This is a genomic window from Clostridium sp. 1001275B_160808_H3 (assembly GCF_015550425.1).
In the GTDB taxonomy this organism is placed as follows: domain Bacteria; phylum Bacillota; class Clostridia; order Clostridiales; family Clostridiaceae; genus Clostridium.
On the sequence record NZ_JADNAT010000008.1, the window covers coordinates 149,396 to 165,630 of the forward strand.

11 protein-coding genes, 4 tRNA genes, 1 rRNA gene, 1 pseudogene and 1 other annotated feature are annotated in these 16,235 nt (G+C 29.3%); all 17 genes and pseudogenes read right to left on the reverse strand.

Features of this window, described 5'->3' with window-relative positions:
• Window position 1: 1 nt before the first annotated feature.
• The 17 genes and pseudogenes from addB to rrf all read right to left on the reverse strand — a co-directional run bounded on the left by addB (window position 2) and on the right by rrf (window position 16,111).
• Window positions 2–3,433: a helicase-exonuclease AddAB subunit AddB gene (gene addB / locus I2A75_RS07975; protein WP_195263949.1), complete on the reverse strand. Its 3,432-nt coding sequence runs from the start codon at window positions 3,431–3,433 to the stop codon at window positions 2–4.
• A gap of 31 nt (window positions 3,434–3,464) precedes the next feature.
• Window positions 3,465–3,995 carry a GNAT family protein gene (locus tag I2A75_RS07980; RefSeq protein WP_195263950.1) on the reverse strand — a complete coding sequence of 177 codons (531 nt, stop codon included), beginning with the start codon at window positions 3,993–3,995 and terminating at the stop codon, window positions 3,465–3,467.
• Between the two features lie 133 nt (window positions 3,996–4,128).
• Window positions 4,129–4,917, reverse strand: coding sequence for an endonuclease/exonuclease/phosphatase family protein (locus tag I2A75_RS07985; protein ID WP_195263951.1), 789 nt, complete (start codon window positions 4,915–4,917; stop codon window positions 4,129–4,131).
• Between the two features lies 1 nt (window position 4,918).
• The gene (locus I2A75_RS07990; RefSeq protein WP_195263952.1) at window positions 4,919–6,589 is read right to left on the reverse strand and encodes a PTS transporter subunit IIBC; all 1,671 of its coding nucleotides are present in this window, start codon (window positions 6,587–6,589) and stop codon (window positions 4,919–4,921) included.
• Between the two features lie 23 nt (window positions 6,590–6,612).
• A pseudogene (locus I2A75_RS07995) lies at window positions 6,613–8,283 on the reverse strand (alpha-glucosidase).
• Between the two features lie 91 nt (window positions 8,284–8,374).
• Complete coding sequence (locus I2A75_RS08000; RefSeq protein ID WP_195263953.1) at window positions 8,375–9,319, reverse strand: ROK family protein; 945 nt, start codon at window positions 9,317–9,319, stop codon at window positions 8,375–8,377.
• 187 nt (window positions 9,320–9,506) lie between these two features.
• Window positions 9,507–10,514, reverse strand: a complete 1,008-nt coding sequence (locus I2A75_RS08005; protein ID WP_195263954.1) for a LacI family DNA-binding transcriptional regulator — start codon at window positions 10,512–10,514, stop codon at window positions 9,507–9,509.
• A gap of 173 nt (window positions 10,515–10,687) precedes the next feature.
• Window positions 10,688–10,778, reverse strand: a tRNA-Ser gene (locus I2A75_RS08010).
• Between the two features lie 24 nt (window positions 10,779–10,802).
• Window positions 10,803–10,893 (reverse strand) — tRNA-Ser (locus tag I2A75_RS08015).
• A 173-nt stretch (window positions 10,894–11,066) separates the two neighbouring features.
• Window positions 11,067–11,157, reverse strand: a tRNA-Ser gene (locus I2A75_RS08020).
• Between the two features lie 288 nt (window positions 11,158–11,445).
• Entirely contained in the window at window positions 11,446–12,723 is a 1,278-nt protein-coding gene (serS, locus tag I2A75_RS08025; RefSeq protein WP_195263955.1) for a serine--tRNA ligase, read from the reverse strand.
• Window positions 12,724–12,788: 65 nt separating this feature from the next.
• Window positions 12,789–12,988 (reverse strand) — a binding site (T-box leader).
• 89 nt (window positions 12,989–13,077) lie between these two features.
• Window positions 13,078–13,332 (reverse strand): DUF1667 domain-containing protein, encoded by a 255-nt coding sequence (locus tag I2A75_RS08030; RefSeq protein ID WP_195263956.1) that lies wholly within the window; start codon window positions 13,330–13,332, stop codon window positions 13,078–13,080.
• On the reverse strand, window positions 13,325–14,737 hold the full coding sequence (locus tag I2A75_RS08035; protein ID WP_195263957.1) for an FAD-dependent oxidoreductase: 1,413 nt from the start codon (window positions 14,735–14,737) through the stop codon (window positions 13,325–13,327). The genes I2A75_RS08030 and I2A75_RS08035 overlap by 8 nt, the downstream gene beginning before the upstream one ends.
• Window positions 14,738–14,757: 20 nt before the next feature.
• Window positions 14,758–15,264 carry a transcription repressor NadR gene (locus I2A75_RS08040; protein WP_195263958.1) on the reverse strand — a complete coding sequence of 169 codons (507 nt, stop codon included), beginning with the start codon at window positions 15,262–15,264 and terminating at the stop codon, window positions 14,758–14,760.
• Window positions 15,265–15,279: 15 nt separating this feature from the next.
• Complete coding sequence (locus I2A75_RS08045; RefSeq protein ID WP_195263959.1) at window positions 15,280–15,783, reverse strand: HDIG domain-containing metalloprotein; 504 nt, start codon at window positions 15,781–15,783, stop codon at window positions 15,280–15,282.
• Between the two features lie 124 nt (window positions 15,784–15,907).
• Window positions 15,908–15,983: transfer RNA gene (locus tag I2A75_RS08050), tRNA-Ala, on the reverse strand.
• 11 nt (window positions 15,984–15,994) lie between these two features.
• Window positions 15,995–16,111: ribosomal RNA gene (gene rrf / locus I2A75_RS08055) — 5S ribosomal RNA — on the reverse strand.
• Window positions 16,112–16,235: the final 124 nt, after the last annotated feature.

Here is a 16,235-nt window from a genome sequence, read left to right on the forward strand (position 1 = left end):
ATTAATTGCTACCTCCCTTCTCTACCTCATCTTTTATTAGTTTCCATGCCTCATCATTACTCTTCTTTAAAACTACTCTATACTTATTATTTTCTATTGATGTATCGAACTGACATACTGATGAATAATCACAATAACTACAATATGCAGTGTTATTATTTTTACAAGGCTCTATTTTTATTTCTCCACTTAACATTTCCTCGCATATTTCAGACATCTTATCATTAACATATTTTCTTAATGTATCAAATTGTTCCTCTGTTATTACTGAGCTACTTGATGTGAAGTTACCATCTTTCTTTATTGCAGCTGGTATTATTAATGAATATGAATCCATATCATTATCCATAGCCTTAACAACATTTATATCTTTAAGAAGCAATCCACTCATCTTTAATTCCTTTAATATATTATCCTTTATTTCTTCTTCAGTAAGTTGCTTTTTAGACTTTATTATTGGATCATCAATTCTAAAATATAATATAGCACCTGGCATTGCTTGCTTTTGTAATATATATTTTGAGTTTTTTATAAGAGCATCTAAATAAACTAATAATTGTATTTGAAGACCATAATAAACTTCTGTTAAATTAAACTTTTTAGCTCCTGATTTATAGTCAACTATCTTTATATATGTGTTTCCATCTAAATCTAAAGTATCAATTCTATCTACTCTACCAACTAGATATACTGTTTCATTTGATGGTAAATCTATTTTTATTGGCTCTCCATCGCTAAATCCTCCAAAGGCAAACTCATTCTTAAATACCTCAAACTTACCTTTTCTCATTTGTTCTGATATTACCATAACAGATTTAGTTATTGTTCTCTTGAATCTATCTGCAAAATACTTATATTTCTTCGTACTATTTAATATTGAATTAGAGTCACTTTCTAACCTCTTATCAACTAGTTCATTAACTATTACCTTACATCTTTCTCTATTTAAATCAGACCATGCTATTTTTTCATTTCTAACTGTATTTGTAAAATCATCTAGCACATTATGCATAAATGATCCTAAATCTGGAGCAGAGAATTCATATACTTTTCTATCCTTTGCCTTTAATCCATATTGAACATAATAAGAAAAAGGACATTGAGCATACTTTTCTATTCTAGATACATTAAATATAAGCTTTTTATTTTCTGATTGATATAATCTCTTTATTTTTTCTCTAGGAACTTTTTCAACCAAATTAGTATATGTCAATCCCTTAAACATTCTATTCGATTTATTTTTAAACTCATCATTATTTTCAAACCATTTAAAAGCTTGTGCCCAATATTCGTCTACCTTTTCCTTTTCAAATTCCATTCTAAGTGCTGAAATAAGTTCATTGAAGGTAGGTGTAGGGGCTGTTATTTTATTAAATTTATCTCTTCTATCTCTTACATTATAAATTTCACTTTCCTCTACTACATTTGGTAACACCTTTTTAATCCTTGGAATAATTATAGATGGCCTTAATGATTTACCTTCAAAATCTGCCATAGGGAAAGTTACCATTAAATACTCTGAAGGAATAGTCAGTGCTGTATAAACAATAAATTGCTCTTCGAAAGCTCTACTTTTAGTATCTGAAGCTAATCTTATTCCTATATTCCTTAATAAGTCTCTTTCTCTATCACTTATAATTCCTTCTTCTTTATTAGCAGCTGGTAATACACCATCATTTACTCCTACTAAATATAAAGCTTTTACTTCTCTACCTTTAACTCTTGATATATCACCTATATTTACTTGATCTAAAGACATAGGAATTACCCCTATCTCCTTTTCTTCAAATCCTGATATAAGTATTTTAGTAAATTCCTTTATATCTAATACTTCATCTCCTAACACTTCCACAACTTGATCTAAAATTTCTATTACAATCTCAGGAACTTGTATATATTCCTTTATTTTATCTTGTAGCCCAAATGAATTAAATTCTTCTAACCATATTTCTAAGATTTTAAATACATTTAGTTCATTTAAAAATTCATATAGATTAGTTGCAAACTCTTTTACTTTATTCTTTCCCTTTATTTTATTATGTAACTTCATTAAAGGAGCTCGTATTTCTTCCATAATTTCAAGAATTGAATTTTCTTCTTCTGAAATATCTTCTTTATCATAAAGATCTTTAGTCCACTTATAACCCTTTATTCCATTAGCTAATATATAGTTTTCTAATACATCAATATAATCTCTTTCAACATTTACTAATCCACTCTTTAAATATTTAAATACACTTTCATATGACCAATTACTTGCTAATATTTCTAGAGATGAAATAATAACTACAACTAATGGATTATTAAGTATTTCTCTTTTTTTATCTATAAAAAATGGAATGTTATATTCATTAAAAATAACTGTAGATATCTTTTCATACTCATCTATATTTCTGCATACAACAGCTATATCCTTAAATCTATACCCATTATCTCTAACCATTCTTAATATATCCTTAGCTACAACTTCAATTTCATCATAACTGTTATTTGCCTTATATATTCTTACATTATTAGCTTTTCCTTTATACTCTTTAAATGGATACGTAAAGAAATGACGTTCTAAATGTTGTAAATCTTCACTATTTAAAAATCTATATGACTGTCCCTTATTTAGATCAATCGGTTCTAAGTATGATATATTTCCTTCTTTCATAATTCTTAATATAGAGTTCTCAGTATTTTTTATAGCATCAAATATATCTGTATAATCTATATCAGCACCACCACTTAAGGAATCGCTACATAAGGTTATATTTACAACCTTTGCTTTCTTTGCGAGTACTTTTATAACCTCCAATTGTTGAGGTGTAAAAGTAGTAAATTCATCTATCCATATTTCTGCATCATCATATATATTACAATCCTTTAACCTTTTTGCTAAAAAAGTTAACTCATCATCCGAGTCAATAAATCTCCTATGAAGTACATCGTTAAAATTATTAAAAATTAATTTTAAATCATTTATTTTTTTCTTAAGCTCTTCATCATTTATTTCTTCTTCTTTTGCATTTAATATTTCCCCGGAAATATTATATTTTTTAAACTCTGTTATTATTTTCGATATTATTGATGAGAATCCCTGTTGCTTAGACATTCTATTAAAGTATTGTAATTCCTCACCTTTATCTTTTAATAACTTATAAATAAGCATATTCCTTCCTGAATCACTTATTCTAACTTCTGTTCGTCCACCACATTCTTCTGATACTCTATGAGCCATTCTCTTAAAACTTAGTACTTCGCCTCTTAGTAATCCCTTTTCTGTTACCGTATCAAGGAACTTCTTTTCTGTATCAAAAGTGTATTGCTCTGGAACTATTAAAACTAATTTATTTTCACTATCATAATTTTGTATTTTCCTTTTTATTTGTTCAAGACAAAACGTACTTTTTCCTGTTCCTGCCCTTCCAAATATAAATCTTATTCCCATAAACACACTCCTAAAAGTATTCTATCTTAAATTATTCCCCTTTTGCTTGAATAAATTCTTCCTTAAGTAACCCCATAACTATAGTATCTAAATATCTACCACCAATATAATATTTACTCCTTCTTATTCCTTCTTCCTTGAATCCACATTTCTTATAACAATTTATAGCTCTAATATTTTCTTTAACGACTTCTAATTCTATCTTATGAGCTTTTCTCTTATTAAATAGATGCTCACATAATGTCCTTATTGAGTCCTTACCGTGACCTCTTCCCCAATATCCCTTACCAATAGTTATCCCTATTGAGTATACATCTCTCGTATAACTATTTTCTTTATAATAGACGTATCCTATTAAATCAATATCTTTTGTTACTATAACTAATTCCTTTTTATTCGGTTTTGTAAAATGACGAAATTGACTTCTTATATATTCCTTAGTCATAATTCCCGTAGATAAACCATTATACTTAAGAACTTCTCTATCTGCACAAATGTCATATAAGATCTCTATATCTTCTTTTACTGGATCCCTTAAGTATATATTTTCTCCATATATCATACTGCCATCTCCCTAAGTAAAGTTTATATCATATTTTTAATTTTTGTATACTTTAATTATAAATCTATTTGTAAAAGCAAAAAAGAGAACAATAAAAAAAGAGCCCAAATTTTAATATTGAGCTCTTTTTCTTCTACATTATATCTATTTCCACTTCAACTCCGTAATGATCAGAGATAACTCTTTTATTTTCATTGTTAAATATCACGTTAGATCTTTTTACATTAACATTTTTGTTTGTAAATATTATATCTAGCCTTTTATTTTCCTTTTTACCTTCCCAGCCTGCAATTTCACCTTCAACCGTTATCCCATTATCTTTTTCAAGTGCAATACCATAAGTATCAATTAATCCTTTACTTAATAAATAATCATACCCCTGATTTCTAATTCTAGCATCATTATTAAAATCTCCCATAATAAAACTTAATCCATTGATTTTCTCTATAAGATTATCTGCTTGATATTTAAAATGTTCTGCTTCATCATTCCACCAACCTAAGTGACAACTAAAGAAATTAACTTTTTTATTATCTATACTTATAGTGCACTTAATTATTTTCCTACTTTTATAAAAAGTTTTTTCACTACTTTTTGTTATATAAAATGACTCTACATCTTCAACTTCATGTCTGGTAAGTATAGATAAACCTTCCTCATATATATCATAACCTATATGTGATAAATCCCATAAGTACCTATATTTAAATTCTCCTAATTTCTCAAGCTCTTTATTTAATAAGTAAACAAAATTATCTTCCTTTATAATTCCACTAACTATACTTTCTTCTATGCTTTGACTTACTTCTTGAAGTGCTATAACATCGTATTGCTTCTCTTTTATTACTTCTGCTAAATACTTTATTTTCTCTAATTGACTTTCTTCCATCCATGAATGGCAATTAAGTGTTAATAATTTCATTCTAAACTCCTAATATATCTTGTATGTTTGATTTTAACACATCTGCCTTTGGACCGTATATCGCTTGAACACCTTTATCTCTTAATATAAGTCCTAAAGCTCCATTCTTTTTCCATTCCTTTTCATCAGCTACTAAACTTATATCCTTAACAGTAACTCTTAATCTTGTCATACATGCATCTATATCTTCTATGTTATCCTTTTCCCCTAATAATGAAATTATTCTAACTGCTTGTAAATCATTTGCTGTATTTGGATCATTCTTAGTAGAAGATGTTGCTTCATCTTCATTTTCTGAATCTATATAGTTTCCGTTACGTCCTGGTGTTGGAATGTTGAATTTTTTAATTAATATGCTAAATATTCCATAGTTTAATCCAAAGAATACTAAACATGCAATAACAAAGTTAATTATATCTCTTATTAATCCTGCATGAACCATCATTGGAGTTCTTGTTAAGAATTCTATAAACCCAAATGCATGAACTCTTAATTGGAAAATATCAGCTAAAGCAAAACCTATACCTGTAATTAAAGCATATACTCCATATAATATAGGTGATATAAACATAAACATAAATTCTATTGGTTCTGTAACACCTGTTAAGAATACTGCTAGTCCAGCTGATAAAAATACTGTTTTATATTTGTTCTTTTTATCTGGCTCAACGTTTTTATACATTGCAAATGCTACTCCTAATAATGATGCACTTGAAAGAATTACTTGACCAGCTTTAAATCTTGCTGGAACTATGCTATTTAATACTGTATTATATTCTGAAATATTCCCTGCGTCTTTTAAATTTATTAAATCACCTATCCACGCTAACCATAATGGATCTTGTCCTGCTACTAAAGTACCTGCTGATTGCCCTGTTAATATTTGATATACCCCACCAAGCTCTGTATAATTTACCGGCACTGTTAACATATGATGCAATCCAAATGGTAATAATAAACGTTCTAATGCTCCATATACAAAAGGTGCTAAAACTGGTGCTGTATCCTTTGATTCTGCTAACCAGATTCCAAAGCTATTTAAAGCTCCTTGTATAAATGGCCAAACAAGTGATAGTGCTATAGCTGTAACTGTTGATCCTAAAATAACTACAAAAGGAACAAATCTTTTTCCATTAAAGAAATCCAACGCCTTAGGTAATTTATTATAATTATAATATTTATTATATAAGGCTGCTCCTAAGAAACCTGCAATTATACCTACAAACACTCCCATATTTAATGCTGGAGCACCTAATATCTCTGTAAAATAGTTAGCTACGACAAGCTTTGAACCAAATATTGAGTTTACTGTTGCTGTAGCATCAGCTAACATATCTGAACTTACACCAAATATAGCTCCTGTAATACGATTAATTAATATGAATGATAACAATCCAGCAAAAGCACCACCAGCTCTTTCTTTAGCCCATGATCCACCTATAGCAACTGCAAACAATACATGAAGGTTTCCAATTATAGCCCAACCTATATCCTCCATAACTCTTCCTATTGTATCTATCATTGCTATATCTGCTGACATTGCTATCAATTTTCCAATAGAAATCATAAGACCAGCTGCTGGCATAACCGCAACTACAACTAGTAGAGCCTTTCCAAATTTTTGCCAAAAATCAAATGATATTAGTTTACCTCTCTTATTTGCTTTTCCCATTATTATTCCTCTCCTTACTACTTTCAATTTAAATCTATTTTATACATTCTTGCTTCATATGGTCTTAAATCTATACTATTTAAATCATGATGTTCAGAAACTTTGTAATTTGATATTAATAAGTTCTCATACTTTAATAATTCATCCTTATAAATATATCTAGCTGACTTATTTGTTAAATTTGTTACTATAATAAACTTTTTATCATTTAACTCTCTTATATAAGCATAAATACTTTCATCCTCTTTTAATATTAATTTGTATTCACCATATATAAGTGCATTGTTGCTTTTTCTTATCTTTATCATTTTTTTATAAAAATTCAATATTGAATACTCATCATCAATTTGCTTTTAAACATTTATGTCTTTGAAATTATCATTAACTTCTATCCAAGGTTTATTATTAGAAAAGCCTGCATTCATAGAACTATTCCATTGCATTGGCGTTCTAGCATTATCTCTAGAAGTAGCCCATAAATGCTTCATACATTCTTCCTTAGTAAAACCGTTTTCTAACATTTCATTATAGGCATTTATACTTTTAACATCATTGTACTTATCTACAGATGAATATTTTACATTTGTCATTCCAATTTCTTGTCCTTGATATATAAATGGAGTCCCTTGTTGCATAAAGTACATTAATGCTAACGCTGTTGCACTTTCCATCCAATACGCCTTATCATTTCCCCAGGTGGACACTACCCTTGGTATATCATGATTTTCTATAAACAGTGCATTCCAACCTCTATTATTTAGCCCTTCTTGCCATCTAGTTAGAACTTCTTTGCATTCCTTTACATTAAAGCTCTCATTATCTTCATTGTTCCATAAATCTAGATGCTCAAATTGAAATACCATGTTGAATTTTCCCTTTTCTTCTCCTACCCACTCTTCTGCTTCTTCAGCACTTACCCCATTTGCTTCTGCTACTGTCATAACATCGTATTTTGAGAATGTATTTTCACTCAATTCCTCTAAAAAGTCATGTATTCCTTCAACATTCATATGCTTTTCAAAGCAGCTTACATATTGTTTATTTTCCATATTAGGCATGTCACTAAATTCTATATCTTTCTTAATATGACTTATGGCATCTATTCTAAATCCATCTACTCCTTTATCAAGCCACCAATTTATCATTTTATATATTTCTTTTCTTAAATTCTCATTTTCCCAATTTAAATCCGGCTGCTTTTTAGTGAATAAATGTAAGAAATATTCATCAGTCTTTTTATCATATTCCCAAGCTGATCCTTTAAAAATACTTTCCCAGTTATTAGGCTCTTTATTATTTTTTCCTTTTCTCCATATATACCAATCCCTCTTAGGATTATCTTTAGATGACTTTGATTCTATAAACCATTCATGTTCGTCGCTAGTATGATTTATTACTAAATCTATTATCAACTTCATTTCTCTCTTATGAATTTCTACTAATAGCTCATTGAAATCCTCCATAGTTCCAAAATCCGTCATTATATCTTGATAATCACTTATATCATAACCATTATCATCATTAGGTGACTTGTACATAGGACAAATCCAAATAACATCTATCCCTAAATCTTTTAAATAATCTAATTTTGATATTATTCCCTTTAAGTCACCTATTCCATCATTATTACTATCCATAAAACTTCTTGGATATATTTGATATGCCACTGCTTCTTTCCACCAAACTTGCTTCATATATTCCTCCAACTTAACTAAATCTAATTCATGCAATCGTTTGCCCAAAATAGTGTAAAAGATGTGTACAGATATTTCTGTACACATTATCCTATTTGCTTTCTAAAATAGCTAATGCTGCTGCACCTAAAACCCCTGCTTGATTACCTAATACAGCTTTTTCAACTTTACAGTGATTATAAATTGTCTTTAAGCATCTTCTTTCCATTTCATTCTCTATTTTATCAAATACAATCCTTCCAGCTTCACTTACACCGCCACCAATAACAATTTTATCTGGATCAAATGTATTTGCCAAATTAGCAACAGTTATTCCTAAATAAGATAACGCATCATTTAATATGTCTTGCGCAACCTTATCCCCTTTTTCTGCATCTAAGAATACTTCCTTAGCAGTTACTTGTTCATAATTCTTTAGCGAAGTTTCTACTTTACTATCTACAGCTTCTTTTGCTCTCTTCATAATTGCAGTTCCTGATGCAACTGCTTCTGCACATCCTGTATTACCACATCCACATCTTGGGCCACCCTTCATAACAGTAGTATGTCCAACCTCTAATGCATTTGATGTGCTTCCTCTAAATAAATTACCATTTATTATGGCTCCTCCACCTATTCCTGTACTTACAGTAATGAAAACCATATTCTTGCTTCCCTTGCCTGCTCCAAACATAAATTCACTTAATGTTGCTACATTTGCATCATTATCTAAATAAGTATCTAATTTATATCTATCTTTTATAGGTTGAACTATATTGAAATTCTTAAATGGTAAATTAGGAGTATATACTATTAATCCTTTCTCCACATCTAAAGGTCCTGGAGATCCTATTCCTATTGCTTTAACTTCATTTAAATCTGTGCCTTCTAGTACATCATCTATTGTCTTTAATAATTTTTCTAAAACTACACTTTCTCCTTTATGAGCTTCAGTTTTAACAGTAACTTCTTTTACTATAGATCCTTTTAAATCAACTAGCGCAGTGTATATTTTAGTTCCACCTAAATCAACACCAACTACATACTTTTTTTCCATTTCAATCCCCCTAGATATAAATTTTATTTTGCTTCTCTCATCACGATAGACATAGTATATCATTTTCAGAAATTGTTTACAATAATTTAATTGCTTATTTTCGTTCAAAATTTCTAATTATTTAAAATTATCTTTATTTTTCTTTAACATTTAAAGTTTTGTGCAACCGATTGCATATAATTTAAATTTATATCTTTTTTATCGATTCTCTTTCTATTAATTTAGTATCTATTATATATGAATTCTTATTATTACTTTTCTCTTCTAACTTATTTATAATTAGTTTTGTAGCATAAAATCCTAACTCTTCAGCATTAATATCTACAGATGCTAATGGAGGATTTTGATATTCTGACATTGGTATATTATTAAATCCCGCAATGGATACATCCCTTATCCCAATGTCATTTAAAGCTTCTTGAACTCCAAAAGCTAACAGATCATCTGTAGCTACTATAGCAGTTGGCTTATTGCCATCTAAAATTCTATTTATAGCATAACTCCCGTTAATTTGTGTAAATTCTTCAGCTTCATATATTAAACTACTTTTTATCTCTATTCCATTATCCATTAATGCTTGCTTATAACCTCTTAGTCTATCTCTAGAAACATTTAAATTAGCCTTTGCACCAACAAAAGCTATTTTCTTATGTCCATAATCTATTAGCATTTGCACTAAATCATACATAGCTTTTACATTATCATTATCTACCCATAATACATTTTTTACTTCATCTGGCCTTCCTATAACTACAAAAGGAAATTCTATATCATTTAGGTACTTTATTGTATCATCATTTTCCTTAGAATTTAATAGACATATTCCATCAACCAAATTGCTATCTATAAATTTTCTAAACCATTCCTTATCATCTTTTCCTTCTTGCTTGAAAGCATACATTATATAATAATTTTCTTTTTGAGCATATATGCTTATTCCCTTCATCGCTTGTACAAAGAATGGATTTGAAAATATATCCTCTGCTTCTTTTGGTAATATTACAGCTAAAATTCTTGTTCTATTATTAGCAAGTCCTCTTGCAATTATATTTGGAGTATAATTTAACTTCCTTATTGCTTCATTTACTTTTTCCTTCGTTTTATCACTTATTTTATGGCTATTAGATAATACCCTAGAAACTGTTGATGTTGCGACATTTGCTTCTCTAGCTACATCTTTAATTGTAACTTTCATCTTATCTTCCCCCTAACAAGTACTTAATAAAATTATAGTATATTTTATATATAAAATAAATCTGATTCCCAATTATTATTTAATTAAAAATATTATACAACTCATTTTTTAAAGTTTAAGAACTCTATATTTTTATAAAAATAAAAAAGCACCTAACATTGTTAGATGCTTTCTGGCGGAGAAACCGGGATTTGAACCCGGGCGCCAGTTGCCCGACCTACGCCCTTAGCAGGGGCGCCTCTTCAGCCACTTGAGTATTTCTCCACGTGCCTTCTATTGAAGTTTTTATGGCGGAGAGAGTGGGATTTGAACCCACGGTACCCGCAAAGGTACGCCGGTTTTCAAGACCGGTGCCTTAAGCCAGCTCGACCATCTCTCCATATTATGTCTTGCGACAAGTATTATTATAGCAACCACTCTATATATTGTCAATTATTATTTTAAACTTTTTTATTATTTTTATTATATAATAAATATTTAGTAAAATAATTTTTTAATGAGTTTCGCCTATATTTAATTTAAAATGCATCTAAGAAAACTTAGATGCATCTTTGGCGGAGAGAGTGGGATTTGAACCCACGGTACCCGCAAAGGTACGCCGGTTTTCAAGACCGGTGCCTTAAGCCAGCTCGACCATCTCTCCATATCTGTCTGACGACAAATATTATTATAGCAATGAGATTGCTTGTTGTCAATTATAAATTTATATATTTTTTAATTAAATAATGAATCTAATAAAAAATAAACTCTTCTTTCTTCACTATCCACTAAAATTACTCTTAATTAGCCTAATAATAATTTAAGTATCTAATAGAATTAGAAAAATTAAATATATTATAAATAAAAATAATATATTTTAGATAATTTAATCTACCTTTAGAATAAATAAAGGCTAAATACAAAATTATATATTTAGCCTTTAAAATTAAAACTATTTAATTACTTTCATGTTTCCCATGTAAGGTTGAAGTGCAGTTGGAATATTTATTGATCCATCCTCATTTAAGTTATTTTCTAAAAATGCTATTAACATTCTTGGTGGTGCAACAACTGTATTATTTAATGTATGAGCAAAATATTTTCCATCTTTAGAATTTACACGTATCTTTAAACGACGGGCTTGTGCATCGCCTAGATTTGAACAACTTCCGACTTCAAAATATTTCTTTTGTCTTGGTGACCAAGCTTCAACATCTACTGACTTAACTTTAAGGTCTGCTAAATCTCCAGAGCAACATTCTAAAGTTCTAACTGGTATATCTAAAGAGCGGAATAAATCTACAGTATTTCTCCATAACTTTTCATACCACTCCATACTTTCTTCTGGTTTACATACAACTATCATCTCTTGCTTTTCAAATTGATGAATTCTATATACTCCTCTTTCTTCTATTCCATGAGCTCCCTTTTCTTTTCTAAAACAAGGAGAATAACTTGTTAAAGTATGTGGTAATGAATCTTCAGGTAATATAGTATCTATGTACTTACCTATCATAGAATGTTCACTTGTTCCAATTAGATATAGATCTTCACCTTCAATTTTATACATCATAGCATCCATTTCAGCAAAACTCATAACACCTGTTACAACTTCACTACGAATCATGTATGGAGGAATACAATAAGTAAATCCACGATCTATCATAAAATCTCTAGCATATGAAATTATTGCTGAATGAAGTCTTGCAACATTACCCATTAAATAATAGAATCCACTTCCTGCTACTTTTCTAGCACTATCTAAATCTAATCCACTTAACTTTTCCATTATCTCTGTATGATATGGAACTTCAAAATCTGGAACATTTGGTTCTCCAAAGCGTTCAACCTCTACATTTTCACTATCATCCTTACCAATTGGAACACTTGGATCAATTATATTTGGTAAAGTTAGCATTATTGTATTAACTCTTTCAGATAATTCTGTTTCCTTAACTTCTAGCTCAAATAAGCTCTCTGAGTTTTCAGTTACCTTCTTTTTCATTTCTTCTGCTTCTTCTCTTTTTCCTTGAGCCATTAAAGCTCCAATTTGCTTTGAAAACTTATTTCTGTCAGCTCTTAAAGCTTCAGCTTGTTGTTTAGCTTCCCTAAGCTTTTTATCTAATTCTATTACCTCATCTACTAATGGAAGTTTACTATCTTGGAACTTATTTTTTATATTCTTCTTAACTATCTCTGGATTTTCTCTTACAAATTTTAAATCTAACATTATGTATACCTCCTAATAATTTATATTTATTAATTTTTTTCATAAAAAAAGAACCTTTCCCCAAAATAAGGGACGAAAGATTCCGCGTTGCCACCCTAATTAATAGCAAAATATGCTATTCTCTTAAATAAATTTAACGGTTTAAGCCGTACTGCTCATCACAGTCCCTCCAAGGTGGATTCATAACATTTTACTATCGATTTACACCAACCACCGACTCTCTTAAAATAAATATTGTTATTACTAGCCTCTTCAACAGTTTTATTTTATTATTCTTAATATATTATAAAAATATATATATGTCAATATTTTACTAAGATGATTTATATATATTATTATACTTTTATATTTTATTTATTCATCATATAAGTCCCTTGTACAAATTATATCAATTCCAGTATTAAGTATATTTTTACATATTAAACTTCCAGACTTAATTGGAACGCTAACATATATTCTTGCTAATACCTTAGATAATTCTATCCAGACTCCTTTATCAACTTTTTCGCTAGACTTAACAGGAACAACTCTATATTTGTCACTTCCTTTTACCCTAACTATAGATGTAAATATATCCTTATTATCATCTTTATTTTGCAAATTAGACATCTCCAAACTCCTTTATTCTGCTTGAAATTACTTTAGAATTTTTAGAATCATCTACTATATCAGTAACCTTCTTATCCAATTCCCTTGCAAGTATATTTACAATTTTTTCATAGCAATAAGAACCATGGCAACTTCCAAATCCAGATCCAGTCCTTCTCTTAACACCTTCTACTGTTCTTGCACCTAATGGTCTTCTTATACAATCTACTATTTCGCCTTCTGATATATTATTACATACGCATATAATCTTTCCATATCTATTATCTAGTGAAATTATCTCATTAGCTTCTTTCTTACCAAGCTCTCTAAACTTATAGACTTCTCTTCTCTTATCTATAAAATTCTTTTTTAATGTACAGCTTAAATTATTTGCAATTGTATCACAAAGCATTTTTGCAATTGCTGGAGCTATTGTAATCTTTCCATAGTGAGTACCTGTTACTCTTATATATCCCTTATCTATTTCACTATCATCTATTAACATTGAATCCTTATTATAACTTTCTCTAAATAAATTATTAATATTATTCTTTTCTAAGTTCTTTAAAAGGCTATTAGCATATATTAAATTATCCTCTAAACTAGTTTTTTCAGTACTCTTTATTCCTATTAACGAACCTGTAGTAGTTGTTGGTGTGCTTAGCACAAATGTATTTTTATCAAAGGTCTCTATTACTATCTTATTTAATTTATTTCTATAGTTATCATCTACCAATAAGTAACTCATATTCTTAAAGTACTCTTCTTCACTTTCTAACTCTTTATCTTCAACCTTTCCATTTTCCCTTATATATATCTCATGCGGAATTGTATTTATTACAACCTTACAGGTAAACTTATTCTTATTAGTTGTTACTCTAAAACCTTTAGCTAAGTTTTGTATATTTAAAACTTCTTCTTCTAACCTAAAGTTAACACCATTATCTGCTGCTACTTCAGCATAGGCAATTGCCAAGTCATAAGGTGCAACTATCCCTATATTTTCTGAATATAGACCTTTTTTTATATTAGGATTTATATTAGGTTCGATATCATATACATCTTTATCATCTATTAAATATACACCATCTATTCCTCGCCTTTTAGCTCTTTCATACATTTCTTCTAATTTTTTAACTCCATTTTCATCACTTACAACTCTTAAAGCTCCAATTTTCTTAAAAGGAACCTTAAACTTTTCACAAGTATCAAGCATTATTGAGTTCCCTATATACTCAAGTCCTGCCATTACATCATCCGATGTTTCAGATCCGTCATATACTATTGATGTATTTACAAATGATATATCATCTGCTATGTCATAATCCCTTTCTATTAAAGCAATATTAAAATTATACTTTGAAAGTTCATAAGCAACTGAACATCCTATTATTCCTCCACCCAATATAAGAATATCGTAATCCATAATCTATTTCCTCCCATAGTCTATAATAAAAATCCCTTTTCTAACAACTCTCTCTTTATTGCCTCAATATCTTCTTTACTATCTGCTGCTATTGTATGAAGATGAATACCATTTGTTAAATTTGAAAGTGGCTTTGCATTTTTTCTTTTAAATTCATTTTCAAATTTATTTAAGTCATTTAAGTTTTTTATCATCAAATTCCCTCTTATTTCTCCATAAAGAGGATGCTCAATAATAACATCTTCTATTATTCCACCATATTTAACTACTATTTCTAATTCCCTAATAGTTTTACTACTATCATGATTGACAGCAATAATAGACTTAACTTTATTAATATTTTTATTATAGATATATCCATCAGGAGTAGCTATAATATTTTTACCTGCTGCTCTTAATATGGCAATGTCTTTAACTATTATCTGCCTAGTAACACCAAATAAAGAGGCAAGCTCCGTTCCCTTAATGGCCTTGTTGCTTTCCACTAACATTTTCATAATTTCTTCTCTTCTTTCTATAGAACTCATAAATTCACCTCTTTATTAATTTTTATCATCACACCTACTTATTATATTAAGTATCTCATTTTCCTTGATTTTATCTTTATTATGATGATATCTAATAACCTGCAAAAATTCTTTATCATAATCAAACCCTTTAAGAATATCCAATCCTATCTTAGGATGATTATAATATATATCTATTTGCTTTATATTATCATATTTTTTTATTTTCCCTTTAGTAGCCTTATCTAATAATACCACTACAGATTTCTCCATCAAACTCAAATGCTTTTTACTTTTTCCCACATCATGCAAAAGTGCAGCTTTTCCTAACTTATATACGTCTATATCTATATCCAAATCATATTTCATTTTAATTGAGTCCTTGCAAACTCTTATACAGTGATGTTTATCATTATGCTTTAATTTATTAAAAATTTTAATTTCATCTTCGTTTAAAAATTCACTTATATACTTATAGTCTATCTCCTTAAATAATGATGTAAATCCCCATATAAATTGTTTTACTCTATATAAAGCCATTTCTATCACCTTACCGCTTTAATTAACTTTATTTTATATAAAAATAATAACATTATATATTTTTATTATCAATTATATATAATTTTATTAAAAACAAAAAAAGCTACGATTAATATCGTAGCTTTGGTGGAGGTAAAGGGATTCGAACCCTTGACCCCTTGCGTGCAAGGCAAGTGCTCTCCCAACTGAGCTATACCCCCATAAAAAAATAACCTGGCAATGTTCTACTCTCCCACACAGTCTCCCATGCAGTACCATCGACGCTGTAGAGCTTAACTTTCCTGTTCGGAATGGAAAGGAGTGTTTCCTCTACGCCATCATCACCAGATTTCAGAGTGTTCTCTGAAAATTGCACATGAATTAATTTTAAGCCTGTTTTTATTGGTCAAGCCCTCGACCTATTAGTATCAGTCAGCTAAATATGTTACCACACTTACACCTCTGACCTATCA

Excerpts from the sequence above, each read along its gene's own strand:
- I2A75_RS07985 (WP_195263951.1), bottom strand. The coding sequence starts at position 4,917 with ATGAAATTATTAACACTTAATTGCCATTCATGGATGGAAGAAAGTCAA.
- I2A75_RS08000 (WP_195263953.1), bottom strand. The coding sequence starts at position 9,319 with ATGGAAAAAAAGTATGTAGTTGGTGTTGATTTAGGTGGAACTAAAATA.
- I2A75_RS07990 (WP_195263952.1), bottom strand. The coding sequence starts at position 6,589 with ATGGGAAAAGCAAATAAGAGAGGTAAACTAATATCATTTGATTTTTGG.
- I2A75_RS07980 (WP_195263950.1), bottom strand. The coding sequence starts at position 3,995 with ATGATATATGGAGAAAATATATACTTAAGGGATCCAGTAAAAGAAGAT.
- I2A75_RS08030 (WP_195263956.1), bottom strand. The coding sequence starts at position 13,332 with ATGTCTAATTTGCAAAATAAAGATGATAATAAGGATATATTTACATCT.
- I2A75_RS08005 (WP_195263954.1), bottom strand. The coding sequence starts at position 10,514 with ATGAAAGTTACAATTAAAGATGTAGCTAGAGAAGCAAATGTCGCAACA.
- I2A75_RS08040 (WP_195263958.1), bottom strand. The coding sequence starts at position 15,264 with ATGAGTTCTATAGAAAGAAGAGAAGAAATTATGAAAATGTTAGTGGAA.
- I2A75_RS08035 (WP_195263957.1), bottom strand. The coding sequence starts at position 14,737 with ATGGATTACGATATTCTTATATTGGGTGGAGGAATAATAGGATGTTCA.
- addB (WP_195263949.1), bottom strand. The coding sequence starts at position 3,433 with ATGGGAATAAGATTTATATTTGGAAGGGCAGGAACAGGAAAAAGTACG.
- serS (WP_195263955.1), bottom strand. The coding sequence starts at position 12,723 with ATGTTAGATTTAAAATTTGTAAGAGAAAATCCAGAGATAGTTAAGAAG.
- I2A75_RS08045 (WP_195263959.1), bottom strand. The coding sequence starts at position 15,783 with ATGGCTTTATATAGAGTAAAACAATTTATATGGGGATTTACATCATTA.